Raw genomic sequence first — 25108 nt, forward strand, 5'->3', positions numbered from 1 at the left:
GCCCGTCCCTACTGCCGTCCCGGGTACTTCACTGTCCCGCGTACTTCTTGCTGACCGAGTCGTAGACGCCCTTGGCTTCCTTGCCGAGGCGCGGTCCGGCCAGCCAGCCGGCCGTCACCGGGCCGATGGAGGTGTTCGAGACCAGCGCGGGCTTGCCGTCCTGGCCCGCCGCGACCCAGCCGCCACCGGAGGAACCGCCGGTCATGGAGCAGCCGATGCGGTACATCGTCGGGTCGTCCTTCGTGAGCGAGAGCCGGCCCGGCTTGTCCTTGCACTGGAACAGCTTCTGACCGTCGTACGGCGGAGCGGCCGGGTAGCCGGTAGCCGTCATGTCGGCGATCTTCGGCACGGCCGGGGCGTTGAAGTCGACCGGCAGCGCCGAACCGACCGTCTCCTCCAGGGACTTCCCGTCCGAGCCCTTCTCCGGCGTCACGTGCAGCACCGCGAAGTCGTACGGAGCGCCCAGCCCGCCGACCGAGGCACCCTGGTCGATCCACTGCTCGGAAGTCTGCGCCCACGCACCCCACCACACGCCGTACGGGGCGACCTTCTCCTTGGGCGGGTTGTTCTGGAGCTCCTCGGTCGACAGACCGCTGTCGTTGTAGGACGGCACGAAGGCGATGTTGCGGTACCAGCCGCCCTTCTTGCCGGCATGCACGCAGTGGCCCGCGGTCCACACCATGTTGGACTTGCCGGGGTGGGCCGGGTCCTTCACCACGGTCGCCGAACAGACCATGGAGCCCTCGGGGGAGTCGAAGAACAGCTTTCCGGACTCGGCGGCGTTGGCGTGGAGCGGCGTGTTCACGCCCACGGCCCGGACCGGCGCCGGGGTCGGGTCGGTCACTCCCTCATCACCCGAGATGTCGTTGTCGACGGGCTTCTCGGGCGTCTTGTCGGCGTCCCGCATCCGGTCCGGGTCCCAGAGGCCCGCGATGATCGGATTGATGAAGTCCTTCGCCTCACGCAGCCACTTGTCCCTGTCCCAGTTCTTCCACTCGCCGTTCTTCCAGTGGCTGAGGTCGATCCCGTGCTCCTTGAGCCGGTCCTTCAGATCGTCCGGGACGGTGATCTTGGTGTCCGACGTCTGGCCCGCGGAGCCGGCGCTCGGCTCGGCATTCGCACTGTCGTCGTCCGGCCCGCAGGCGGTCGCGGTCAGTGCGAGGACGGCGGCGACCGCCGCGGTGGCGAGCACGGGAGAGGAGCGACGGGCGCTCCCCCCGCGGCGTGCGGTGGCTGCTGGTCGAATGAGTCGCATCTGGTGATCCCCCTGGGACTTCGTAACTCAACGCTTCTGTACTGCACTTCTGTACGGCGCACCGCACTTCCTCGCAGCACACCGGCCCCTCCCGGATGGCGTTCCGGGACTGCTCCGGTGGTGCCGCGGCCCCCGGGGAGCTGTCCCCGGCGCTCGGCGCGGTCCCCCACTATGCCGGTGCCGGTGTTGACGGTGTACGGCAGGGGCATGGTTCCGCCCCGCAAGGATCTTCGGATTTACCCGTGATCCTCCGCGTCCGGCGTCGTTGGTACGAACGGGGGACACAGGGACAGAGTTCACCCCCGCAGCCCGTCCCTGCGCGATCGTGCTGACGTGCAACGCAACTGTTACAGCGGGAGGATCAAGAGCCGTGGCCGTGACCGAACCAGCTCCCGCGGCACCGCCCGCGGCGTACGACGGAATCCTGCGCCGCCAGACGATGCGCGAGTCGGCCGCCCGCACCTACGCCCGGTCGCTGCCGATCGTCCCGGTACGAGCCCGTGGGCTGACCATCGAGGGCGCGGACGGCCGTCGCTACCTCGACTGCCTCTCCGGAGCCGGCACGTTGGCGCTCGGGCACAACCACCCGGTCGTCCTGGAAGCGATCAAGAAGGTCCTCGATTCGGGGGCGCCCCTGCACGTCCTCGACCTGGCCACCCCGGTCAAGGACGCCTTCACCACCGAGCTGTTCGCCACGCTGCCGCGTGAGCTCGCGGACAACGCGCGGATCCAGTTCTGCGGACCGGCCGGTACGGACGCCGTCGAGGCGGCGTTCAAGCTCGTCCGCTCCGCCACCGGGCGCAGCGGACTGCTCGCCTTCACCGGCGCCTATCACGGCATGACGGCCGGTGCCCTCGCCGCGTCCGGCGGCGCCGAGGACGTACGGGTGACCCGCCTCCCGTTCCCGCGGGACTACCGCTGCCCCTTCGGGATCGGCGGCGAACGCGGCGCGCGGATCGCCGCGCGGTGGACCGAGACGGTGCTGGACGACCCCAAGAGCGGAACACCCGCGCCGGCCGGAATGATCATCGAACCGGTACAGGGGGAGGGCGGCGTGAACCCCGCCCCGGACGACTGGCTGCGCCGTATGCGGTCCATCACCGCCTCCCGTTCCATCCCGCTGATCGCCGACGAGGTCCAGACCGGCGTCGGCCGGACCGGTGCCTTCTGGGCCGTCGAGCACAGCGGGGTCGTCCCCGACGTGATGGTGCTCTCCAAGGCCATCGGCGGCTCCCTTCCGCTCGCTGTGATCGTCTACCGCTCGGAGCTGGACACCTGGCAGCCCGGTGCCCACGCGGGCACCTTCCGCGGCAACCAGCTCGCCATGGCGGCGGGCACGGCCACCCTCGCCTACGTCCGGGAGAACCGGCTCGCCGAGCACGCCGGGACCCTCGGCGCCCGGATGCTGACGAGGCTGCGGGCACTCGCCGCGGATCACCCCTGCATCGGTGACGTCCGCGGCCGGGGCCTGATGATCGGCGTGGAGCTCGTCGACCCCGAGGCCGCCCCGGCGGACGGAGGGACCGAGCCCCCGCCCGACCCCGTCCTCGCCGTCGCCGTCCAGCAGGAGTGCCTGCGCCGAGGTCTCATCGTCGAACTCGGCGGCCGGCACTCCACGGTCGTACGTCTGCTACCTCCCCTCACGCTCACCGACGAACAGGCAACAGCGGTCATCGACCGCCTCGCCGACGCCATGGCAGCCGCGGAGCGCTCACCGCACCGACGGACCGCGACCGGGTCGATCCGCTGACCCCGGACCCCATCACAGGAAAGACCGCCGTGAACCCCACCCCCGCGCCCGAGGCCGACGGCCCTCCCTCCACCCACCACCGAGGAGAGGCCGGAACGCACGGCCACCTCGCCGTCGAGCCGCCGACCGTGCCGCGCCAGAAGGAAATGCCGCACGGTCTCTGGCACGCCGCCAGGACGACGCCCGCCTGCCCGGCACCGGCCGCCGACCCCCTGGACCACCCGGACCCGCTCCGGGCCGCGGACGCCGCCGGCATCGAGAACCTGCTGCGCTGCTGGGTCCGCGAATGCGACCTCCCCCGCCCGGAGGCGGAGACCCTCCGCATCCCGCTGCCCGCGAGCGGCACCGCCCTCCTCGTTCCCGTCCGCCACTGGTCCGCCACGGGCTGGCACCGCTTCGGCGCACCCGTCCTGGCACAGGCACCCGACGGAGCGCCCACCGCGGACGCCGTCACCGTCGCCGCACTCCTCGGCCGCGAGGCCGACCACAACGAGGGTGCGGACATGGTGGGCAGGGTGGCCGACTCGGTGCGGCGAACCGCCGTGTTCATCGACGGGCAACGACGCCGCCCCACCGCACCCGCCGAGGCCGACCTCTTCCTCGGCGCCGAGCAGTCCCTGCTCCTGGGGCATCCGCTCCACCCCTCGCCCAAGAGCCGCGAAGGCCTCTCCGACTCCGAATCCCGCCTCTACTCACCCGAGTTGCACGGCTCCTTCCCCCTCCACTGGATGGCTGTCGACCGGTCCGTACTGGCAGCCGACTCCGCCTGGACCGACCAGGGCCGTCCGGTGCCGGCGACCGAACTCGTGGCCCGGCACGCCAGGGGCCTGCGGTTCCCCGAGCACACCGCACCGATCCCACTGCACCCCTGGCAGGCCAGGGAGCTCGCGAACCGCCCCGAGGTCGCCGCCCTCCTCGACGCCGGACTCGTGCACGACCTGGGCCCGTACGGCGAGCACTGGCACCCCACCTCGTCGGTCCGCACCGTGCACCGGCCCGGCGCCGACACCATGCTGAAGCTCTCGCTCGGCCTGCGCATCACCAACTCCCGTCGTGAGAACCTCCGTAAGGAACTCCACCGGGGGGTGGAGGTCCACCGTCTGCTGCGCAGCGGGCTCGCCACGCAGCTGCACCTGGCTCATCCGGGCTTCGACATCGTCCGGGACCCGGCATGGCTCGCGGTCGACACCCCGGACGGCGAACCCGTACCCGGCTTCGACGTCATGCTGCGCCACAACCCGTTCGGCCGGCACGACGACGCGGTCTGCATCGCCGGGCTCACCGCGCCGCGCCCCTGGCCGGAGCGGGCAGGCATGCACTCACGCCTCGCAGACATCGTCCGCCGACTCGCCGCTGCCACCGGACGGACCACGACAGCCGTCGCCGCCGAGTGGTTCCTGCGCTACCTCGACCGGGTTGTCCGGCCGGTGCTCTGGCTCGACGGGCACGCAGGCGTCGCCCTCGAAGCACATCAGCAGAACACCCTGGTGGTGCTCGACGCCGAAGGCTGGCCGGTCGGTGGCCGCTACCGCGACAATCAGGGCTACTACTTCCGCGAGTCACACCGCCCGGCACTTGAGCGCAGGCTTCCCGGCATCGGATCGGTCAGCGACACCTTCGTCTCCGACCCCGTCACCGACGAGCGCTTCGCGTACTACCTCGGTATCAACAACGTGTTCGGACTGATCGGAGCGTTCGGTGCCCAGCAGCTCGCTGACGAACAGATGCTCCTCGCCGCCTTCCGCCGGTTCCTCGGAGCGGCAGGCGAGCTGGGCTCCCCGCTCCCCGCACACCTGTTGGAAACTCCACGCCTGCGCTGCAAGGCCAACATGCTGACCCGGCTGCACGGCCTCGATGAACTCGTGGGCCCTGTCGACACCCAGTCCGTCTACGTCACCATCACCAACCCCCTCTGCGGCTGAAGGAATCCCGCTGGGTGCCCGGAGGAACCTCGTCGTCCGAATTGCTGAGAGAGGAGAGCACCACCGTGCCTCCCGCCGACGCGTACGCCGACCCCGGAGCCGGCACCGCCCCAAGGGCCGGAACGGGAGCCGAGGACCCACCGGATCCACCGGGCACCCATGAACGCCTCGCGCCCCCGGCCGAGGACATACCCGGTGTGCCGTGTGTACCGGGTCCACCGGGTGCACCCGGCACGCCCCGCATGCCCGCTGGACCCGGCGCACCCGGTGCGGCTGTCGCCGGGAACGCCGCGGGCGTCTCCGAGCTGTTCGACCGGCCGGCCGCGTGGCCGCCCGCCACCACACCGGCCGGAGTGTTCCAGCTCGTCCCCGTACGGCTGGAGCGCGACCTCGCGGTGATCAGCCGCTGGATGAACGACCCTGCCGTCGCGGCCTTCTGGGAACTCTCCGGAACCGAAACCGTCACAGCGGACCATCTGAGGTCCCAACTCGACGGCGACGGAAGCAGCCTCCCCTGCCTTGGAGTGCTGTCAGGTATTCCGATGAGCTACTGGGAGATCTACCGCGCCGATCTGGACCCGTTGGCCCGCCACTATCCCGCCCGTGCGCATGACACCGGAATCCACCTCCTCATCGGTGAAAACAACAACCGTGGCCGTGGAGTCGGCGCCATGCTGCTCCGGGCCACCTCCGACCTCGTACTCGACAACCGACCCCTGTGTACCCGGGTCGTCGCTGAACCCGACGTTCGTAACACCCCTTCCGTCTCCGCCTTTCTCAGCGCCGGGTTCCGCTTCTCCGCGGAGATCGGACTCCCCGACAAGCGGGCCGCGCTGATGATCCGTGACCGAGACCACCGTGCCCAGCTGTGAACCAACCGCTGCCTTATCTACACCGCTCGAAGCCCATCGGTTCCATCCCGAGGAGTCCCCGTGCCCAAATATCCTGCGAGCCATGATTCAGCGGAGTCGCCCGCGCTGCTCAGCACTCCAGAACTGAACCGGGCGGTGTGGGACCGAGCCGCCGCCCGGATGCTCGCCAAGATGCTCGGCGAATTCGCCTACGAGGAAGTCATCCAGCCGGTCGAGCGATCAGCCGGGAGCGATACGTACACCCTCGTGCTGGACGACGGCGGAAGCCTGATCTTCGCCGCAGGCCGGGGGGTCTACGGCAGCTGGCGGGTCGCCCCGGACTCGATCCTCGAGGCGACCACCGCCGAGACCGAGGGCTACGCCCTCGCCGTCCGGGAAGCGGCCGCCCAGCAAGCGACCGCCGCCCCGGATGCCTCCGGGGTATCCGATGCGCCCCCCGCATCAGAAATGCCCCCCGTATCCGAAACGCCCGTGGGCGTCCCCTTCCGCGACCCGCTGCTCTTCCTCGCCCGCGCCCGCCGCCTGCTCGGGATCGACGGCGCCACCCTCGGCCACCTGGTGCGCGAGCTCACCACCACCCTCGCCGCCGACGCCCGCCTCGACCACAGCGCGCTCACGGTCTCCGAACTCGCCGACCTCGACTACGCGGAACTCGAAGGACACCAGACCGGCCACCCCTGGATCGTCGCGAACAAAGGGCGGCTCGGGTTCTCCGCCACCGACGCGTCCCTCTTCACCCCCGAGGCCCGCAGGCCGGTCCGGCTGCCGTGGATCGCGGTCTCCTCCCGGATCGCCGCCTACCGGGGCGTGAACTCACTCGCCACCGCCGAGCAGCTCTACGCCGCGGAGCTCGACCCGGCGGTCCGCGAGTCCTTCGCCGAGGCCCTGCGAACCCGGGGCCTGGACCCCGACGGCTACTACTGTCTGCCCGTGCACCCCTGGCAGTGGGACGAATGGATCGTTCCGCTGTTCGCCCCGGCCATCGCCTCGGACGACATCGTCCCGCTGCACGCCGACCCTGATCTGCGGCTTCCGCAGCAGTCCATCCGTACCTTCGCCAACCTGGAACGGCCCGACCGGCACACCGTCAAACTGCCGTTGTCGATCCTCAACACACTGGTCTTCCGCGGACTCCCGACCGAACGCACCCTCGCCGCCCCCGCCGTCACCGGCTGGGTCCAGGGGCTGCGCGACAACGATCCCTTCCTGCGCGACACCTGCGGCGTCATTCTGCTCGGAGAGGTGGCATCGGTCGCCGTCGAGCACCCGCTGTACGACCACCTCCCCGAGACGCCGTACCAGTTCAAGGAGATCCTCGGCGCCATCTGGCGCGAACCCCTCCTGCCTCGACTGGCGCCCGGCGAGCGGGCCCGCACCCTCGCTTCCCTGCTGCTCACCGACCCGCAGGGCCGCGCCTTCACCGCCGAGCTGGTCGCCCGCTCGGGGCTGACCCCCACCGCGTGGCTGAGCCGGCTCTTCGCCGCGCTGCTCCCTCCGCTGCTGCACTTCCTCTACCGTTACGGCACCGTCTTCTCGCCGCACGGCGAGAACGCCATCGTCGTCTTCGACGGCCAGGACGTCCCGGTCAGACTGGCGATCAAGGACTTCGTCGACGACGTGAACATCAGTGCCCGGCCGCTCCCGGAGCACGACAGCATGCCGGACGACGTGCGCCGCGTACTGCTCACGGAGGAGCCCGGCTTCCTCACCCAGTTCATCCACTCCGGTCTCTTCACCGGAGTCTTCCGCTTCCTCTCCCCGCTCTGCGAGGAGCAGCTGGGTGTACCGGAGGCCGAATTCTGGTCACTCGTCCGGGCGGAGATCCTGCGCTACCACGCCCGTTTCCCCGAGCTGAAGGAGCGGTTCGAGATGTTCGACATGCTGACGCCGCGCATCGAGCGCCTCTGCCTGAACCGCAACCGCCTGCATCTGGACGGCTACCGGGACCGGCCCGAGCGGCCGCACGCGGCGGTCCACGGCACCGTGGCCAACCCGCTCCACCCCTCCGCGTGAGGCCGGGAGTGACCGTCGTTGTCAGCGGAGCCCCGTAGGCTGGTCGGGCTATGACGAAGCCACCTCTCCCCGAGCTCCTGCACGCCGCCGTGACCGCCGTCGGCGGTACGGAGCGGCCTGGTCAGGCCGCGATGGCAGACGCCGTCGCCGAGGCCGTAGACGACCAATCCCACCTGCTCGTCCAGGCCGGCACGGGCACCGGCAAGTCGCTGGGCTACCTGGTGCCCGCCCTCGCGCACGGCGAGCGTGTCGTGGTGGCCACGGCCACCCTGGCCCTCCAGCGCCAGCTGGTGGAGCGGGACCTGCCGCGTACGGTCGACGCCCTGCATCCGCTGCTGCGCCGCCGCCCCCAGTTCGCGATGCTCAAGGGCCGGTCGAACTACCTCTGTCTGCACCGCCTCCACGAAGGCGTGCCGCAGGATGAGGAGGAGGGACTCTTCGACCAGTTCGAGGCCGCGGCCCCGTCGAGCAAGCTCGGTCAGGACCTCCTGCGGATGCGGGACTGGTCGGACGAGACGGAGACCGGCGACCGCGACGATCTGACGCCGGGGGTCTCCGACCGGGCCTGGGCGCAGATCTCCGTCTCCTCGCGCGAATGCCTGGGCGCCACCAAGTGCGCGTACGGGGCGGAGTGCTTCGCGGAGCAGGCCCGTGAGCGGGCGAAGCTCGCCGATGTGGTGGTCACCAACCACGCGCTCCTCGCCATCGACGCCATCGAGGGCGCTCCGGTGCTCCCGCAGCACGAGGTGCTGATCGTCGACGAGGCCCACGAGCTGGTCTCCAGGGTCACCGGAGTGGCCACCGGCGAGCTCACCCCCGGCCAGGTCGGCCGCGCGGTTCGGCGCGCCGCGAAGCTGGTCAACGAGAAGGCCGCGGACGCGCTGCAGAGCGCGTCGGAGGGTTTCGAGCGGGTGATGGAGCTGGCGCTTCCCGGCCGCCTGGAAGAGGTGCCGGAGGACCTCGGCTACGCGCTGATGGCGCTGCGTGACGCCGCGCGTACGGTGATCTCCGCCCTGGGCTCCACCCGGGACAAGTCCGTCCAGGACGAGGACGCCGTGCGCAAGCAGGCTCTGGCCTCGGTGGAAACCATCCACGGCGTCGCGGAACGCATCACGCAGGGCTCCGAGTACGACGTCGTCTGGTACGAACGCCACGACCGCTTCGGTGCCTCCGTCCGGGTCGCCCCGCTCTCCGTCTCAGGACTGCTGCGCGAGAAGCTCTTCACGGACCGTTCCGTCGTCCTCACCTCGGCCACACTGAAGCTCGGCGGCGATTTCAACGGCGTCGGCGCGTCACTCGGGCTCGCCCCCGAAGGCACCGCAGGTGAGGACATCCCGCAGTGGAAGGGGCTCGACGTCGGCTCGCCCTTCGACTACCCGAAGCAGGGGATCCTGTACGTCGCCCGGCATCTGGCGACGCCCGGCCGGGAGGGCTCCCGCACCGACATGCTGGACGAGCTGGCCGATCTGGTGGAGGCCGCGGGCGGCCGTACGCTCGGGCTGTTCTCCTCCATGCGGGCCGCCCAGGCGGCCGCCGAAGAGCTGCGGGGCCGGCTCGACAGGCCGATCCTGCTCCAGGGCGAGGAGACACTGGGGGAGCTGATCAAGAACTTCGCGGCCTCCCCGGAGACCTGCCTCTTCGGCACGCTCTCGCTCTGGCAGGGAGTGGACGTCCCCGGCGCGAGCTGTCAGCTGGTGGTCATGGACCGGATTCCGTTCCCCCGCCCCGACGACCCGCTGATGAGCGCGCGCCAGAAGGCGGTCGAGGAAGCGGGCGGCAACGGCTTCATGGCGGTCGCGGCTACCCACGCCGCGCTGCTCATGGCACAGGGCGCGGGCCGACTCGTCCGTGCCACGGGTGACAAGGGCGTCGTCGCGGTGCTCGATCCGCGTCTCGCCAATGCCCGGTACGGGAGTTACCTGCGCGCCTCGCTCCCCGACTTCTGGTACACGACCGACCGCAATCAGACGCGTCGCTCGCTGGCGGCGATCGACGCCGCCGCGAAGGCCGAGGGCAAGTAGGCCCGTACGGGACCCGGACCATGGGTGCCAGTCGCGCGGATGGGGCCCGGAAACCGGCACTACCGGTCTCCGGGCCCCATCCATGCGGTGGAGACGTCACACCCGCCGCAGCACCGCCACGACCTTGCCGAGGATGGTCGCCTCGTCGCCGGGAATCGGCTGGTACGCGGAGTTGTGGGGGAGCAGCCAGACATGACCGTCCTCCCGCTTGAAGCGCTTGACCGTGGCCTCGCCCTCCAGCATCGCCGCCACGATGTCGCCGTTCTCCGCCACGGGCTGGCGCCGGACAGTGACCCAGTCCCCGTCGCAGATCGCCGCTTCGATCATCGAGTCACCGACGACCTTGAGGACGAAGAGCTCGCCGTCACCGACCAGCTGGCGGGGGAGCGGAAAGACGTCCTCGACGGATTCCTCTGCAAGGATCGGACCGCCGGCCGCGATCCGGCCGACCAGCGGTACGTACGAAGCCGCGGGCTTCCCGGTGGTGTCCGTGGGCTGCGTGCTGGGCTGGTCGGAACCGCGAACCTCGTACGCCCGGGGGCGGTGGGGGTCGCGGCGCAAGAACCCCTTGCGTTCCAGAGCCATGAGCTGATGCGCGACGGAGGACGTACTGGAAAGGCCCACCGCCTGGCCGATCTCCCGCATCGACGGGGGATATCCCCGCCGCTGCACGGAGTCCCGGATGACCTCGATCACTCGCCGCTGCCGGTCCGTGAGCCCCGAGCTGTCCGCCCGGATTCCAGGAGGTCGCCCGGGAAGCGAGCGCGCTGGGCGCGCGGGCTCGGCCCCCTCCGTGTTCGTGGCTGAGTCATTCATGGCATGCACCGGCTCGCGTCGGCTCTGGGAGCGGTCCTGGGCAGTGATGATGGCACTGTCTGCGGTGGTGGTCACGTCGGCCCCTCTCGAATGGTCTCCCTAGCTGCACAACGGTAGTAGCTTTCGAAAGGTTGCGCCAAACACACGTTCGAGTGAAAAACAAATAAAAGCCTGTTGGGCGTTCATTGCTGGGTGTATGAGCGAAGCCGCGACGCGCCCCGCCTGCTGCCGGGGTGTGCCGCCCGCCGTCGGGTCGAACGGCAATTCGGACCATTACGGTAGCCTTCGCGCCCGTGGGGGCGTCGCGCGGGGTGGTCGCCCGAGTCGCTGTCGAGTCACTGCCGAGTCGCCGTCCGGCCTCCCGTGCGCCCCGGAAGCCGCCGCCCCGCAATCGATGGGGTCACATGCTTCCCGTACTCTCTTGCTCGGTCGTACGCTGCCTTCCGGCCACCCGCGATGCGCGACACGCGCTAGGGCCAAATGCGCGGCCAAACCCAAGATCTAGTGGTTGGATTGCCTCGATCGCCCAGAGGTTGTGGTCCCCGTCTATCGGGGGTGCGGTCATCGCCTATGCTTGAGACTGCTTCGAAGGCCCCTCGCGGGGCCTGATGAGGCCATTCAGTCGTGCTGTGAAGGAGGGTTGGGAGCCATGCACTGCCCCTTCTGCAGGCACCCCGACAGCCGGGTCGTCGACAGTCGCACCACCGACGACGGGACCTCGATCCGCCGGCGCCGTCAGTGCCCCGACTGCTCCCGCCGTTTCACGACGGTGGAGACCTGCTCGCTCATGGTGGTGAAGCGCAGCGGTGTGACCGAGCCCTTCAGCCGGACCAAGGTCATCTCTGGCGTGCGCAAGGCGTGCCAGGGGCGGCCGGTCACCGAGGACGCCCTCGCCAAGCTCGGCCAGCGGGTCGAGGAGGCGGTGCGTGCGACCGGCAGCGCCGAGCTGACCACTCACGATGTGGGCCTGGCCATTCTCGGCCCCTTGCAGGAACTCGACCTGGTCGCTTACCTGCGGTTCGCATCCGTGTACCGGGCGTTCAACAGCCTCGAAGACTTCGAGGCCGCCATCGTGGAACTCCGCGAACAGCGGCCTCCCGTAGAAGGATGCGGGACCGGCGAGACCCTTGAGGTCCCCGTTCCCGCCGTCGCCGCCGACTGAGCGGCGCAGGCCGGCCGCCGTCGGTCCCCGGACCGGCGGCCGGGTGGCACACAGACCTGCTCCGGATGCCCCACGGGGCGTCCGAAGTACCAGACACAACACTGTGCCCGGGGAAGTTCTCGGCACTTCAGGGCGTTTTTGCCCACATATGGGAGGCGGCATGACAGAGACGGCGAGCGGCCCGGCACGAGGTTCCCGCAACAAGGGAGCCAAGTCGACTGCGACCAAGCAGGGCCTGCGTATCGAGCGCATCCACACCACCCCCGGCGTGCATCCGTACGACGAGGTGGCGTGGGAGCGCCGTGACGTCGTCATGACCAACTGGCGCGACGGCTCGATCAACTTCGAGCAGCGTGGCGTCGAGTTCCCCGACTTCTGGTCGGTGAACGCGGTCAACATCGTCACCAGCAAGTACTTCCGCGGGGCCGTAGGCACCCCGCAGCGCGAGACCGGTCTGCGACAGCTCATCGACCGGATCGTGAAGACCTACCGGAAGGCCGGAGAGGACTTCAACTACTTCACCTCTCCCGCGGACGCGGAGATCTTCGAGCACGAGCTGGCGTACGCCCTCCTGCACCAGATCTTCAGCTTCAACTCGCCGGTCTGGTTCAACGTGGGCACGCCCCAGCCGCAGCAGGTCTCCGCCTGCTTCATCCTGGCCGTCGACGACTCCATGGAGTCGATCCTCGACTGGTACAAGGAAGAGGGGATGATCTTCAAGGGCGGCTCGGGCGCAGGCCTGAACCTCTCCCGCATCCGCTCCTCCAAGGAGCTCCTCTCCTCCGGCGGCAACGCCTCCGGTCCGGTCTCCTTCATGCGCGGCGCCGACGCGTCCGCCGGAACGATCAAGTCCGGTGGCGCCACCCGCCGTGCGGCCAAGATGGTCATCCTCGACGTCGACCACCCCGACATCGAGAACTTCATCGAGACCAAGGTGAAGGAGGAGGAGAAGATCCGCGCCCTGCGCGACGCGGGCTTCGACATGGACCTGGGCGGCGACGACATCACGTCCGTCCAGTACCAGAACGCCAACAACTCGGTCCGGGTGAACGACGAGTTCATGAAGGCCGTCGAGTCCGGCGGGAAGTTCGGGCTGCGCGCCCGGATGACCGGTGACGTCATCGAAGAGGTCGAGGCCAAGTCCCTCTTCCGCAAGATGGCGGAGGCCGCCTGGGCGTGTGCCGACCCGGGTATCCAGTACGACGACACGATCAACCAGTGGCACACCTGCCCCGAGTCCGGCCGGATCAACGGCTCGAACCCGTGCAGCGAGTACATGCACCTGGACAACACCTCGTGCAACCTCGCCTCGCTGAACCTGATGAAGTTCCTCAAGGACGACGGCAAGGGCAACCAGTCCTTCGAGTCCGAGCGCTTCGCCAAGGTCGTCGAGCTGGTCATCACCGCGATGGACATCTCCATCTGCTTCGCGGACTTCCCGACCCAGAAGATCGGCGAGAACACCCGCGCGTTCCGTCAGCTCGGCATCGGCTACGCCAACCTCGGCGCCCTGCTGATGGCGACCGGCCACGCGTACGACAGCGACGGCGGCCGCGCGCTCGCCGGCGCCATCACCTCGCTGATGACCGGCACCTCCTACCGCCGCTCCGCCGAGCTGGCGGCGGTCGTCGGCCCGTACGACGGCTACGCCCGTAACGCCGAGCCGCACCAGCGCGTCATGAAGCAGCACTCCGACGCCAACGCGGTGGCCGTGCACGCCGACGACCTGGACAACCCGATCTGGGCCGCCGCCACGGAGGCCTGGCAGGACGTCATCCGGCTCGGCGCGAAGAACGGTTTCCGTAACGCGCAGGCCTCGGTCATCGCGCCCACCGGCACCATCGGTCTCGCGATGTCCTGCGACACCACCGGCCTGGAGCCCGACCTCGCCCTGGTCAAGTTCAAGAAGCTGGTCGGCGGCGGCTCGATGCAGATCGTCAACGGCACCGTTCCGCAGGCGCTGCGCCGCTTGGGGTACCAGGAGGAGCAGATCGAGGCGGTCGTCGCCCACATCGCCGAGAACGGCAACGTGGTCGACGCGCCCGGCCTGAAGCCCGAGCACTACGAGGTCTTCGACTGCGCGATGGGTGAGCGTTCCATCTCGGCGATGGGCCACGTGCGCATGATGGCGGCCATCCAGCCGTGGATCTCGGGCGCGCTCTCCAAGACGGTGAACCTGCCGGAGACGGCCACCGTCGAGGACGTCGAGGAGGTCTACTTCGAGGCCTGGAAGCTGGGCGTGAAGGCGCTCGCGATCTACCGCGACAACTGCAAGGTCGGCCAGCCCCTCTCCGCGAAGACCAAGGAGAAGGAGAAGGAGGCCGTCACGGCCAAGGCCGAGGACACCATCCGTACCGCGGTCGAGAAGGTCGTCGAGTACCGCCCGGTCCGCAAGCGTCTGCCCAAGGGCCGGCCCGGCATCACCACCTCGTTCACGGTGGGCGGCGCCGAGGGCTACATGACCGCCAACTCCTACCCGGACGACGGTCTCGGTGAGGTCTTCCTGAAGATGTCCAAGCAGGGCTCGACCCTCGCGGGCATGATGGACGCCTTCTCCATCGCCGTCTCGGTCGGTCTGCAGTACGGCGTTCCGCTGGAGACGTACGTCTCGAAGTTCACCAACATGCGCTTCGAGCCGGCCGGCATGACGGACGACCCGGACGTGCGGATGGCACAGTCGATCGTCGACTACATCTTCCGTCGCCTGGCGCTCGACTTCCTGCCGTTCGAGACCCGCTCGGCACTCGGCATCCACTCGGCCGACGAGCGTCAGCGCCACCTCGACACCGGTTCGTACGAGGCCTCGCTGGACGAGGACGAGCTGGACGCGGAGAGCCTGGCCCAGTCCGCCCCCGTACAGGCGGTGGAACCGCTGAAGGCGGTCGCCCCCGTGCGTGAGGCGGAGAAGCCGGACCAGAGGACCGCGCACACCTCGGCGGAGCTCGTCGAGATGCAGCTGGGTATCAGCGCCGACGCCCCGCTCTGCTTCTCCTGCGGTACGAAGATGCAGCGCGCCGGATCCTGCTACATCTGCGAGGGCTGCGGCTCGACCAGCGGTTGCAGCTGACGGCGGGCGGGATCGCCTCCGCCGCTGATCGCATCGCCTGATCGCGTCCGTGTCCGTGGGGCGGGGAGTTCCTCAGAGGAGGGCTCCCCGCCCCACGGCCGTACCCGGAGCCTCACGCTCCGGACGGGCGGTCCCCCATCGTCGCGGCGAACGAGTCGGGGTCGCCGTCGAAGCCCCGTACCGTGTCGTGGAACTGCCAGGCACCCGTGGTGTCCCGGACGAACTCGGCGACGACTGCCGCCGTCGCGCGGCCGACCGAGGAGAAGTCGTCCTCGGCCAGGGTGTCGTACCCCTCGCGGACCTGTACGGCGGTGTTCTCCACGGCGTCGAAGGTCTTGCGGCCGTCGCGCTGCTGTATGGCCACACCGACGATGACCCGGGTGTACGACTCCGACAGCCGGTCCAGCTCCAGCGTCATCACCTCGTCGTACCCCAGGCCCTGACCGGTCCTGCTGTCCCGGTCGAGCGTGATCGTGCCGTCGGGCGCGCGGCTGTCGAAGTGGACGAGGTAGGCGGGGCTGCCGTACGGCTCCTCGGTCGAGTAGGTCGCCGCGATGATGTCGAGGTCATTGGGGGGATCGCCGTGAGGGCTCGGGTCCCACTTGACCCTCACCTCGACCTTCTCGATGTCCTTGTTGGGCGTGCTCATCGGACTTCCCTCCTTCGCCCGTGGGGCCGTCGCCCCGGCTCTGTCACCAGATCATCTCCGTAACTTTCGGTGAAACCAACCGGCTTGGCGATGGTCGGCGGAATCGGGCCACCGCCCGGTCCGGGTACCCGGGTACGGAATCCGCCGCGGCGGTCCTTGCCGGACCGCCGCGCGGCCGGTTCCGGTGCACTCCGCGAGAGCGTGACCCACACCACGTCCGTCACCCGTACGATGGGGCCGTGCTGGTCAAGTGGATTCGCTGCAATGTGGTCGACCGTCGCGGTTTCGAGCGGGGGCAGCGCAAATGGGCGGGGCTGCTGGGGGAGCCGGGGTTCAGGGGACAGGGTGGTGGCTGGAGCCGTGGCCGGCCGGAGGTGGCGCACGTCTTCGCGTTCTGGGAGAACCGGGTCTTCTACGACTCGTTCATGGCGCGCGGGCACGATGCCCTGGCCGCCGCGCAGTCGGGTACGTGCAACGACATACAGGTCAAGCTGTTCGACTACCGCTTCGACGTGAAGACCGGCTTCGAGCCCGGGTTCACCGACGCGGACGTGCTCAGGGTGGCCCACTGCAGGGTGCACGAGGACCGGGTCGAGCACTTCGCGCTGATGCAGCAGCGGGTATGGAATCCGGCGATGGCCGGATCGCCCGGGATGCTGCGCGGAGTCTTCGGAGAGGCACCGGGCCATGAGTTCCTGGTCCTCTCCATGTGGCAGTCGAGCGCGGAACGCGGCAAGTACCGGGTGGGGAGTGTCGAACGGCTCGCGCAGCGGGCGCAGACGGACGACGACGTGGCGGCGCTCTCCGGCGACGTCGTACAGCTCGAACCGTCGTGGACGGTGTGAGCGGACGGGGTGAGCGGGCCGGGCGCCCGAGCCACACACGTTCCATGCCCGTTCCGCGCCCGTTCCATGCGAGGGCCGCGAGCCTGCCCAACGCTCGACGCGGCGACCGGAGGGCGGTGGCGCTCACGGCCTCGCGCACCAGGTCGTTAGGGTCGGTACATGGCAAGACCGCAACGCATTGTCCTCGTCCGCCACGGCGAGTCCGAGGGCAATGCCGACGACACGGTGTACGAACGTGAGCCCGATCATGCGCTGAGGCTCACCTCGACGGGGCTGCGGCAGGCCCGGGAGACCGGGGTGCGGCTGCGCGAGCTCTTCGACGGTGAGCAGGTAAGCGTGTACGTCTCGCCCTACCGCCGCACGCACGAGACGTTCAGGTCCTTCGGCCTCGACCTCGAACGCGTGCGGGTGCGGGAGGAACCCCGGCTGCGTGAGCAGGACTGGGGGAACTGGCAGGAACGCGACGACGTCAGGCTGCAGAAGGCGTACCGGGACGCCTATGGGCACTTCTTCTACCGCTTCGCGCAGGGCGAGTCCGGGGCGGATGTGTACGACCGGGTGGGAGCCTTCCTGGAGAGCCTGCACCGGAGCTTCGAGGCCCCGGACCACCCGCCGAACGTCCTGCTGGTCACGCACGGTCTGACCATGCGGCTGTTCTGTATGCGCTGGTTCCACTGGTCCGTGGCCGAATTCGAATCTCTCTCGAACCCGGGCAACGGCGAATCCCGGACACTGGTGCTGGGCAAGGACGGGCGCTACACACTTGACCGGCCGTTCGAGCGCTGGCGCACCCCTGAGCCGTACGGCATCACCGGATAGAGTGGAACCGATGACCGAATCGGCTTCCGACCAACGCTTCGAACGCGCCCTTGCCAGCCTGCGCGGCCTCTCCGTGGGAGACGCCCTGGGCTCACAGTTCTTTGTGCCCGCCAACTATCCGCTCCTGAAGGACCGCCTCCTGCCCCCGGGGCCCTGGCAGTGGACCGACGATACGGAAATGGCCTGTTCGGTCCTGTCCGTACTGCGCGAGCACGACCGTATCGATCAGGACGCGCTCGCCCGTTCCTTCGCGGTGCACCACGATTTCGACCGAGGCTACGGTCCCGCCGTGAACCGTCTGCTCAGGCTGGTCCGGGAGGGCGGGGACTGGCGGGAGCTGGCCTCCGCGCTCTTCAATGGCCAGGGTTCGTGGGGCAACGGCTCGTCGATGCGCATCGCCCCGCTCGGTGCCTGGTACGCGGACGACCCCGAGCAGGCCACGCACCAGGCCGAGATCTCCTCGTACCCGACCCACCAGCACCGGGAAGCGGTCGTGGGAGCGATGGCCGTGGCAGCGGCCGCCTCGCTCGCCGCGTCGCCCACCGGCCCGCCGAAGCCGGCCGACCTCCTCGACGGCGTCATCGCGCTCGTACCGCGCAGCGCGGTCGGCGCGGGGCTGCGCAGGGCCCGCGACATGCTCGACTACCGCGACGCCGGAACGGTCGCCGCGGTGCTCGGCAACGGCCGTCGCACCAGCGCGCACGACACCGTCCCCTTCGCCCTCTGGTCCGCGGCCCGCAGCCTCGGCGATTTCGAGCAGGCCTTCTGGGTGACCGCGCAGGCGGGCGGAGACGTCGACACGACCTGCGCGATCGTCGGCGGGGTGGTCGCGGCGGGCGCGGCCGGCGCACCACCGGCGGACTGGACCGCGAAGACGGAGCAGCTGCCCGACTGGATGGCGCCGCGGTAACGGACCAGGCCGCCAGACTGGATGGCGTGGCAGAAGCGGCGCGCCGTACGCGACTGTCACGGTACTGCCACAGCGCTTCCCCGTTCGGCCGACGACGGTAACGGGGGGTTACTCTTTCGGCCACGCCGCCCTCGGTGATCGTTACGACGGGCGCGCACCGAATGAGACGCCGGGGGCCGCGCGCTGCCCAGGGCTCGCGTGGGCGGACCTCGGTGGGGAGGGGTCCCATTGTCCGATCACAGAGCAGAGTCACCCCGGCCCGAGCGCGCGCCGGGGCCGCCGGATCCGGCGGATCAGCCCGGACCGGCCGAGGCGCGAACGCCCGAGCCGGTGCCGGCCGGGGTGCCGATGTCCAAGCCCGTACCGCCCGCGCGGGCCGGTACGCCGGGCTCCGCCGCACCGGACGAGCGCGCCGCCGTTCAGGAGCCGCCGAAGGTCCCGGCCTACGCGAGGCAGCCGCACCCGAGGCAGCCGCCCTCGCCCTGGGCGCACTCAGGCGGGCAGACGCCTTCGGAGCTCACCCGGATCCGTCCCGCCGCACCCGGGCCCGTCCCCGCGGCCACTCTCTGGTCCGTCCTGGCCACCGCACTGCTCAGCGCCCTGCTGCTCGGTGACGGGATCGGCCCGAACCTGTTCGTCGTGGCGGTTCCCGCGGCGCTCGCGGCTTATTTCGCCGCATGGGCGGCCGGCCGTCGGCTGCGGCCGTGGACCGCCGTCTGGGCCGTCGGCGGCCTCGCGCTCCTCGTCGTACCGGCACTCCGCGACGCGGGCTGGCCGGTCTTCCTCGCCGTCGTGTCCGCCGTGGCGGTCGGTTCGCTCGCACTGCACGGCAGCCGGGGCTGGCTCGGGATCTTCCTCGGTTCGCTGGGGCTGCTCACCTCCGTCGCCGGATCGCTGGGCTGGGGCGTCCACGGGGTACGCGACCGGATGGCCGACTCCCGCGGACGCTGGCGCGTCGCGTTCCGCTCCACGGTCGCCGCGGTCGTGCTGCTGATCGTGTTCGGGGCGCTGTTCGCGAGCGCCGATGCCGCGTTCGCCGACGTACTGGGCAGCCTGATCCCCGATGTGTCGGTGGGTGAGGGCCCGTGGCGGCTGTTCCTCGCCGCGGCAGGGCTCGTGGGCGCGCTCGCAGCCGCGTACACCGCCGCCGCACCGGTGAGATGGGACGCGCTCACCGTTCCCGCCGGCCCGGCGCGCGGGCGGTTGGAGTGGGCGCTCCCGCTGATCGTCCTGAACCTGCTCTTCGCCGGCTTCCTCGCCATCCAGCTCACGGTGCTGCTCGGCGGCTACGACAAGGTGATGGCCGAGACCCATCTCAGCTACGCCCAGTACGCCCGCGAGGGCTTCTGGCAACTGCTCTGGGCCACCGTTCTCACGCTGCTGGTCATCGCCCTCGCACTCCGCTGGGCGCCGCGCGGCGGAGTACGCGACCGTACGCTCGTGCGCTCCGTGCTCGGCACGCTGTGCCTGCTCACTCTCGTCGTCGTCGCCTCCGCGCTGCGGCGCATGGATCTGTACGTCGATGCCTACGGTCTGACCCGGCTGCGTATCTCCGTGGCCGCGGTCGAGCTCTGGCTGGGTGTGGTCCTCCTGCTGATCATGGCGGCCGGGGTGTTCGGCGCGAAAATGCTTCCGCGCGCCGTCGCCGCGAGTGCGGCCGTCGGCGTACTGGCCTTCGGGCTGGTCTCACCGGACGGACTGATCGCCGAACAGAACGTCCGGCGGTACAGCGCCCATCACTCGATCGACGTTCAGTACCTCCGCGGCCTCTCCGCCGATGCCGTGCCGGCCCTGGACACGTTGCCGGAGCCGCTGCGCTCGTGCGCCCTCGAAGAGATCCAGCGGAAACTGCGCGGCTCGGACGCGCCCTGGTACGCGACGAGCTGGGGCGAGTCGCGGGCCCGGGACATTCTCGGTGACTGGGATCCCGGTGAGCGGGGGCGCGACTGCCAGGGGCAGGGGCAGGGCGATACGGGGAACGAACGAGGCGACGGGGACGGCGGGACGAGCGGGGGCGATTCATACGATCCGTACGACCCCTACTGACCCGAGGTGCCCGTACGCCCGAGGCACATCACGCGGCTCGTACGTCGCGTGTCCCCCGTACACCCTGTACATCTCTGCTGATCACCGTGGCCTGTCCGGCCGGCCGGAACCGGACCGGCCTCGTCCGTACGGACGGTGTGCGTGACACGTCCGTCCGTACGGAGGCCGCGCGTCACACGGCCGCTCCCCCGCCGACGCCTTGCCGCTCAGCGCGTCCAGATCGCTCTTGCGCACCCGGATCACCAGAGCCGCTGTGAGCAGGGCGAGGGCCGCCATCGCCACGGCCGCGATGAACGCGGTGGAGATGCCCTGCGCGAGCACCTGGTGTCCCCAGTTCCCCGGCAGCTCGTGGGTTCTGGCGAACTCCGCCTTCTGTTCGGGCGAAGCCTTCGCCAGGAACTGCGGAACCTGCTTCTCCGCCTCGTTGCGGCTCGCCGTGCCGAAGACGGTGACCAGGATCGAGAGCCCCAGCGAACCGCCCACCTGCTGGCTCGCGTTGAGCAGACTGGACGCCGCCCCCGCCTCGTGCTGGGCGACACCGGAGACCGCCGTGAGGGTGAGCGTCACGAAATTCAGCCCCATGCCGACGCCGAAGAGCAACATCGGTCCCAGCACCCCGGACAGATAGCCGCTGTCGGAGGATATGAACGTGAGCCAGCCGAGACCGATACCCGTGAGTGCCGAGCCGGTGATCATGAAGGGCTTCGGTCCGAGGACCGGGAGCAGCCGCTGCGAGAGTCCGGCTCCGGCGGCGATCGCGACAGCCACGGGCAGGAAGGCCAGGCCCGATTGGATCGGTGTGTAGGTCAGTACGTTCTGCACGAACAGCACGATGAAGAAGAACATGCCGAGCATGGCCGCGGACAGGCTGAGCATGATGACGTACGTTCCGGAGCGGTTGCGGTCGGCGAACATCCGCAGTGGGGTGATCGGCTCCCTGGCGCGCATCTCGATGAGGACGAACGCGGCGAGCAGCACGACCGCGGCGCCGAACGAACTCAGTGTGAGGGAGTCGCTCCAGCCCTCCTCCGACACCCTGATGAACCCGTAGACGAGCGAGGCCATGCCCAGGGTCGAGGTCAGGGCTCCGGATATGTCGAAGCGGCCCGGATGCCTCCGCGACTCGTTGATGTACAGCGGAGCGAGTACGGCGATCAGAACGCCGATCGGCACGTTGACGAAGAAGACCCAGCGCCAGTCCAGCCATTCGGTGAGCATCCCGCCCGCCAGCAGGCCGACCGCGCCACCACCCGCCGAAACGGCGGCGAAGACACCGAAGGCGCGGTTGCGCTCCGGGCCCTCCGGGAATGTGGTGGTGATGAGGGCGAGTGAGGTCGGTGAGGCGATCGCGCCGCCGATGCCCTGGAGTGCGCGGGCCGCCAGCAACTGCCAGGGCTCCTGGGCGAATCCGCCGAGCAGCGAGGCCAGGGTGAAGATCAGGATTCCGGCCATGAAGACCCGGCGGCGGCCGAGGATGTCCCCGGCGCGCCCGCCGAGCAGCAGCAGCCCGCCGAAGGTGAGCGTGTAGGCGCTGAGGACCCAGGAGAGATCGGTGGTCGAGAAGCTCAGGGCGTTCTGGATGTGCGGGAGTGCGATGTTGACGATCGTGGCATCGAGCACAACCATCAACTGACAGGCGGCGATGACGGTCAGGGCGATACCGGGGCGGCCCTGGCGGCGTGCCGGGCTCGGTGCGTCCCGTGCTTCTAACTGAGAGGTTGTCACTATGGATCCCCCACGAGTGAATTAGTGAACGAACCCGTTCACTGTTCCGGTAACGGTAGTGAATCCCCCTCAGTGAACGCAAGCGTTCACTGAGTCCGCTGCTGTCCGGCCATGTCCGGTACCGCCGCCCGGCCGGGGACCGCTCGGTCCCGTCCGGCCCCGCCTGCCGCCCTGTTCCGCCGTATCTCCCCGGTCGACACGGGTGCGGCGAACCCGTTTCGATGGAGAGAAACTCATGGATACTTCGCGATCGGCAGCCGCCGCCCGGCCGCCGGCGGTGTCCCTTCGCCGCCGGGGCTCCGTGCTGGAGAGCGCCATCCTCGAAGCCGTGCTTGAGCGGCTGAGCACGGTCGGCTGGAACGGGCTCACGATGGAGGGCGTCGCCGCAGGCGCCCAGACCGGTAAGGCGGCGATCTACCGGCGATGGCCGTCCAAGGAGGATCTCGTCGCCGACGCGTTGCGCCGCGCGCTGCCGCCGATGGGGAGCGCGCCCGACTCCGGAAACATCCGCGACGACCTCTTTCAGCTGTGCCGGACGCTGCGGGACGGCATGCTCTCCAAGTCCGGCACCGCACTGCGGTCGGTCCTTCACGAGTGTGACGCGAGCACGGCCGAACGGTTCCAGTCGGTGATCCTCCACAGTGTGATCGCGCCGTCGACCGACCTCATCCGGGAAGTGGTGAGCCGTGGTGTCGACCGGGGAGAGGTCCGCCCGGACGCGTTGCGCGGGCTCGCCTTCGACGTGATCCCCGCGATGATGATGTATCGGAGCAAGGTGTGCGGCAGCGAATGGAGTGACGGCGACATCGCTGAGCTGATCGATCAGGTCGCGATGCCGTTCTTCCGCTCCGGGGCCCGCTGACAGCCGCCGCTGACAGCACCCGCTGACGGCCGCCGCCGGGCGCCGTCCGGGCCTCCGCGGCGAAGGTGCCGTGACCGGTCCGGCGGCGCGGCGCCGGAAGGCGGCGGCCGGCATGTGCCCCGGGGTGTTCCCGGCCGCCTCATCGGCGTACGCTTGCTGGCGCCATGCCGTATGAACCACCCACGCACACCGTCGAGCGCTCACTGCGCGCCACCACCGGTGCCAGGACCGTCGCCGGTGTCGACGAGGTCGGGCGCGGAGCGTGGGCGGGTCCGGTCACCGTGTGTGCCGCCGTCACCGGTCTCCGCAGACCGCCCGCCGGGCTCACCGACTCCAAGCTGATCAGCCCCAAGCGCCGCGCGGAGCTCGCGCCGCTGCTGGAGCGATGGGTCACCGCGTTCGGGCTCGGTGACGCCTCGCCGCAGGAGATCGACGACCTCGGGATGACCGCCGCTCTGCGGCTCGCCGCCGTCCGCGCCCTGGAGGCGCTGCCGGTACGCCCGGACGCGGTGATCCTCGACGGCAAGCATGACTACCTGGGCTCACCCTGGCAGGTCCGTACCGTCATCAAGGGCGACCAGTCCTGTGTGGCGGTGGCGGCGGCCTCGGTGATCGCGAAGGTTCGCAGGGACACGGTGATGGCCGAACTCGGTGCGGAATCCGGTGAGTACGAGGACTTCGCGTTCGGTGCCAACGCCGGTTATCCGTCCCCCGTGCACAGGGCCGCACTGGAGGAGCGGGGCCCAACGGCCCACCACCGCCTCTCGTGGTCCTACCTCGACGCGCTGCCCAGGTGGCAGCACCTCAAGAAGGTCCGCTTCTCCGCCGAGGCGGCCGCACTGGAAAGCGGGGGCCAGCTCGGCTTCGACTTCTGATCGCACACACGTACCCACCCGCTGATGGCTTCCGCGTCAGCGTTTGATAGACAACCACCCATGCCTCTCATCCCCGAGGAGCCTCAGATTCACGAGAGCGCCCAGGGTCCCCGCGCCACTCCGGCCACCGGCCGCACCGCGTCGACCCCTCGTCCCGTACCCGGCCCGCGTACAGCGGCCATGCCGCGCCCCGGTCGTCCGGGTCCCAGCCCCGCGCGGCCAGCGCCCCCGGCGCAGCGCCCGCACCCTGCCCCCGTCCGGCCCCAGGCCGCCGCGCCGGAGAACCGTTCCGCGCCGCAGCTCCAGCTGATCCCCGCTTCCGCCGACGGCGCGCTCGCCGCCGCCGACGAGGCGGTGGACCTGCTGCTCGACTCAGGTCGGGCTCCCGGCGACATCCTGGTGCTCACCACGGGCGAGCAGCACCCGTGGGCAACGCACGAGCTGTCCTTCGGCGAGGCCGCCTACTGGGCCCAGCACGAAGCCGGCGACGACGTCTTCTTCGCCGGAGCCGCAGCCGTGGACCGGCTGAAGCCCCGGCCGGTGGTGATCATCGCGGTGAACGGTGCCGTCGATGACGCCGCCACCCGTGCGCTGGCCACCGCGCGGCGGAGCGCCGGCGCCCTGCTGATCGTCTGCGGTGACCCGCAGCAGGTCAACGCGGTGCTCGGCGCGGGCGTCTGACCGCAGCACGATCGGACCGGGGTGGCTACCGAGCCCAGTCCCGGACCTGTTGGTGACCCGGTCGCCCGCGAGGGCGGCCGGGTCACCGCCGGGGTCAGCGGGCCACGCTGCGGTGCAGTGCCTGGGCCGCGCCGCCGCCGGTGCGCGACGGGGCGGCCGGATCCTGGTCCAGCGCGGTGTCCGCGAGAGCCGCGGGCCGAGACGTGGAGCTGGGGCGACGACCGCCCCTGCCCTCACCCAGCACCTGCCAGCCGCCGGTGGTCAGCGTGATGTACGCGCCGCACCTCAGACCGTGCAGGGTGCAGGCGTCCCGCAGCCCCCACATCCACGCCCCGTCCTCCTCCGTCCAGCGCTCGTCCCCCTCGCGGCAGTAGAGAAGTACTGCGGTACGGACGGGAGTACGGCGGCGGAGATCGTGCGGGATGACCCGGCGCAGATGCGCCAGCAGTGAGTTACGGAATTCCCAGCCGTCCGCCGTCACCGAGCGGCGGGCGAACGAGGCACTGGCCGTCAGGCGTTCCTCGTGATCGAGCACGGCCACGACGGCGGTCGCCGGAGTCGGCCGGTGCCTGGCGTGCAGGCCGCTGACGACCTCGCGCGGGCTGCGCAGCAGTGGTATGCCCGCCGCCGCCCACTCGGCCGGTTCGAGTATCCGCGCAAGGCGGTTGGCGGAGTCGGCGGCTGCCGACATGGAAGTGGCTGCGGACGGAGCGAATCCGAAGGTCACGGTCCTCCCTTCGCATACGCGCCCACGATGCGGGCAGGGGCGGGTGAGGGCGCGCCGCGGCACAGCCCTTCCGGGCCGCGAAAGAACTGTG

General features: G+C 70.2%; 19 protein-coding genes. 14 read left to right on the forward strand and 5 right to left on the reverse strand.

What is annotated here, in order from left to right:
- Positions 1-28: 28 nt before the first annotated feature.
- Positions 29-1255 (reverse strand): trypsin-like serine peptidase, encoded by a 1227-nt coding sequence (locus tag ACFVQ0_RS27630; RefSeq protein ID WP_390091905.1) that lies wholly within the window; start codon positions 1253-1255, stop codon positions 29-31.
- A gap of 370 nt (positions 1256-1625) precedes the next feature.
- On the opposite strand from ACFVQ0_RS27630, the gene ACFVQ0_RS27635 reads away from it, so the two are divergent.
- The 5 genes from ACFVQ0_RS27635 (at position 1626) to ACFVQ0_RS27655 (ending at position 9833) form a co-directional block, all read left to right on the forward strand.
- Positions 1626-3005, forward strand: coding sequence for a diaminobutyrate--2-oxoglutarate transaminase family protein (locus tag ACFVQ0_RS27635; protein ID WP_390091906.1), 1380 nt, complete (start codon positions 1626-1628; stop codon positions 3003-3005).
- Positions 3006-3034: 29 nt separating this feature from the next.
- A complete protein-coding gene (locus ACFVQ0_RS27640; RefSeq protein ID WP_390091907.1) occupies positions 3035-4927 on the forward strand; it encodes an IucA/IucC family protein in 1893 nt (630 codons plus the stop codon).
- Positions 4928-4992: 65 nt separating this feature from the next.
- Positions 4993-5799 carry a GNAT family N-acetyltransferase gene (locus ACFVQ0_RS27645; protein ID WP_390091908.1) on the forward strand — a complete coding sequence of 269 codons (807 nt, stop codon included), beginning with the start codon at positions 4993-4995 and terminating at the stop codon, positions 5797-5799.
- Between the two features lie 60 nt (positions 5800-5859).
- Complete coding sequence (locus tag ACFVQ0_RS27650; RefSeq protein ID WP_390091909.1) at positions 5860-7812, forward strand: IucA/IucC family protein; 1953 nt, start codon at positions 5860-5862, stop codon at positions 7810-7812.
- Between the two features lie 50 nt (positions 7813-7862).
- Entirely contained in the window at positions 7863-9833 is a 1971-nt protein-coding gene (locus ACFVQ0_RS27655; RefSeq protein ID WP_390091910.1) for an ATP-dependent DNA helicase, read from the forward strand.
- A gap of 96 nt (positions 9834-9929) precedes the next feature.
- Here the strand turns inward: ACFVQ0_RS27655 and lexA are convergent, their stop codons facing one another.
- Entirely contained in the window at positions 9930-10724 is a 795-nt protein-coding gene (gene lexA, locus ACFVQ0_RS27660; RefSeq protein ID WP_390091911.1) for a transcriptional repressor LexA, read from the reverse strand.
- Positions 10725-11298: 574 nt separating this feature from the next.
- On the opposite strand from lexA, the gene nrdR reads away from it, so the two are divergent.
- Positions 11299-11811 carry a transcriptional regulator NrdR gene (nrdR, locus tag ACFVQ0_RS27665; protein WP_073737717.1) on the forward strand — a complete coding sequence of 171 codons (513 nt, stop codon included), beginning with the start codon at positions 11299-11301 and terminating at the stop codon, positions 11809-11811.
- Positions 11812-11971: 160 nt separating this feature from the next.
- On the forward strand, positions 11972-14878 hold the full coding sequence (locus ACFVQ0_RS27670; protein WP_390091912.1) for a vitamin B12-dependent ribonucleotide reductase: 2907 nt from the start codon (positions 11972-11974) through the stop codon (positions 14876-14878).
- A 112-nt stretch (positions 14879-14990) separates the two neighbouring features.
- On the opposite strand, the gene ACFVQ0_RS27675 is transcribed toward ACFVQ0_RS27670, so the two are convergent.
- Positions 14991-15527: a TerD family protein gene (locus ACFVQ0_RS27675; RefSeq protein ID WP_390091913.1), complete on the reverse strand. Its 537-nt coding sequence runs from the start codon at positions 15525-15527 to the stop codon at positions 14991-14993.
- Between the two features lie 239 nt (positions 15528-15766).
- On the opposite strand from ACFVQ0_RS27675, the gene ACFVQ0_RS27680 reads away from it, so the two are divergent.
- From ACFVQ0_RS27680 to ACFVQ0_RS27695, 4 genes are all read left to right on the forward strand, one after another.
- Entirely contained in the window at positions 15767-16372 is a 606-nt protein-coding gene (locus ACFVQ0_RS27680; protein WP_390091914.1) for a YdbC family protein, read from the forward strand.
- Between the two features lie 159 nt (positions 16373-16531).
- Complete coding sequence (locus ACFVQ0_RS27685) at positions 16532-17191, forward strand: histidine phosphatase family protein (RefSeq protein ID WP_073737714.1); 660 nt, start codon at positions 16532-16534, stop codon at positions 17189-17191.
- 10 nt (positions 17192-17201) lie between these two features.
- A complete protein-coding gene (locus ACFVQ0_RS27690) occupies positions 17202-18101 on the forward strand; it encodes an ADP-ribosylglycohydrolase family protein (protein ID WP_390091915.1) in 900 nt (299 codons plus the stop codon).
- 348 nt (positions 18102-18449) lie between these two features.
- Positions 18450-20147, forward strand: coding sequence for a DUF4153 domain-containing protein (locus ACFVQ0_RS27695; protein WP_390091916.1), 1698 nt, complete (start codon positions 18450-18452; stop codon positions 20145-20147).
- 81 nt (positions 20148-20228) lie between these two features.
- On the opposite strand, the gene ACFVQ0_RS27700 is transcribed toward ACFVQ0_RS27695, so the two are convergent.
- The gene (locus ACFVQ0_RS27700) at positions 20229-21872 is read right to left on the reverse strand and encodes an MFS transporter (protein ID WP_390091917.1); all 1644 of its coding nucleotides are present in this window, start codon (positions 21870-21872) and stop codon (positions 20229-20231) included.
- A 235-nt stretch (positions 21873-22107) separates the two neighbouring features.
- Here ACFVQ0_RS27700 and ACFVQ0_RS27705 point away from each other — a divergent pair, with 235 nt between their 5' ends.
- The 3 genes from ACFVQ0_RS27705 to ACFVQ0_RS27715 all read left to right on the forward strand — a co-directional run bounded on the left by ACFVQ0_RS27705 (position 22108) and on the right by ACFVQ0_RS27715 (position 24290).
- Positions 22108-22734, forward strand: a complete 627-nt coding sequence (locus ACFVQ0_RS27705) for a TetR/AcrR family transcriptional regulator (RefSeq protein ID WP_390091918.1) — start codon at positions 22108-22110, stop codon at positions 22732-22734.
- 164 nt (positions 22735-22898) lie between these two features.
- On the forward strand, positions 22899-23609 hold the full coding sequence (locus tag ACFVQ0_RS27710) for a ribonuclease HII (RefSeq protein ID WP_390091919.1): 711 nt from the start codon (positions 22899-22901) through the stop codon (positions 23607-23609).
- Positions 23610-23669: 60 nt separating this feature from the next.
- The gene (locus ACFVQ0_RS27715) at positions 23670-24290 is read left to right on the forward strand and encodes a hypothetical protein (protein ID WP_390091920.1); all 621 of its coding nucleotides are present in this window, start codon (positions 23670-23672) and stop codon (positions 24288-24290) included.
- A gap of 94 nt (positions 24291-24384) precedes the next feature.
- Here the strand turns inward: ACFVQ0_RS27715 and ACFVQ0_RS27720 are convergent, their stop codons facing one another.
- On the reverse strand, positions 24385-25017 hold the full coding sequence (locus ACFVQ0_RS27720; protein WP_390091921.1) for a hypothetical protein: 633 nt from the start codon (positions 25015-25017) through the stop codon (positions 24385-24387).
- Between the last annotated feature and the right edge of the window lie 91 nt (positions 25018-25108).

Source organism: Streptomyces sp. NPDC057900 (assembly GCF_042887885.1).
GTDB lineage: Bacteria > Actinomycetota > Actinomycetes > Streptomycetales > Streptomycetaceae > Streptomyces.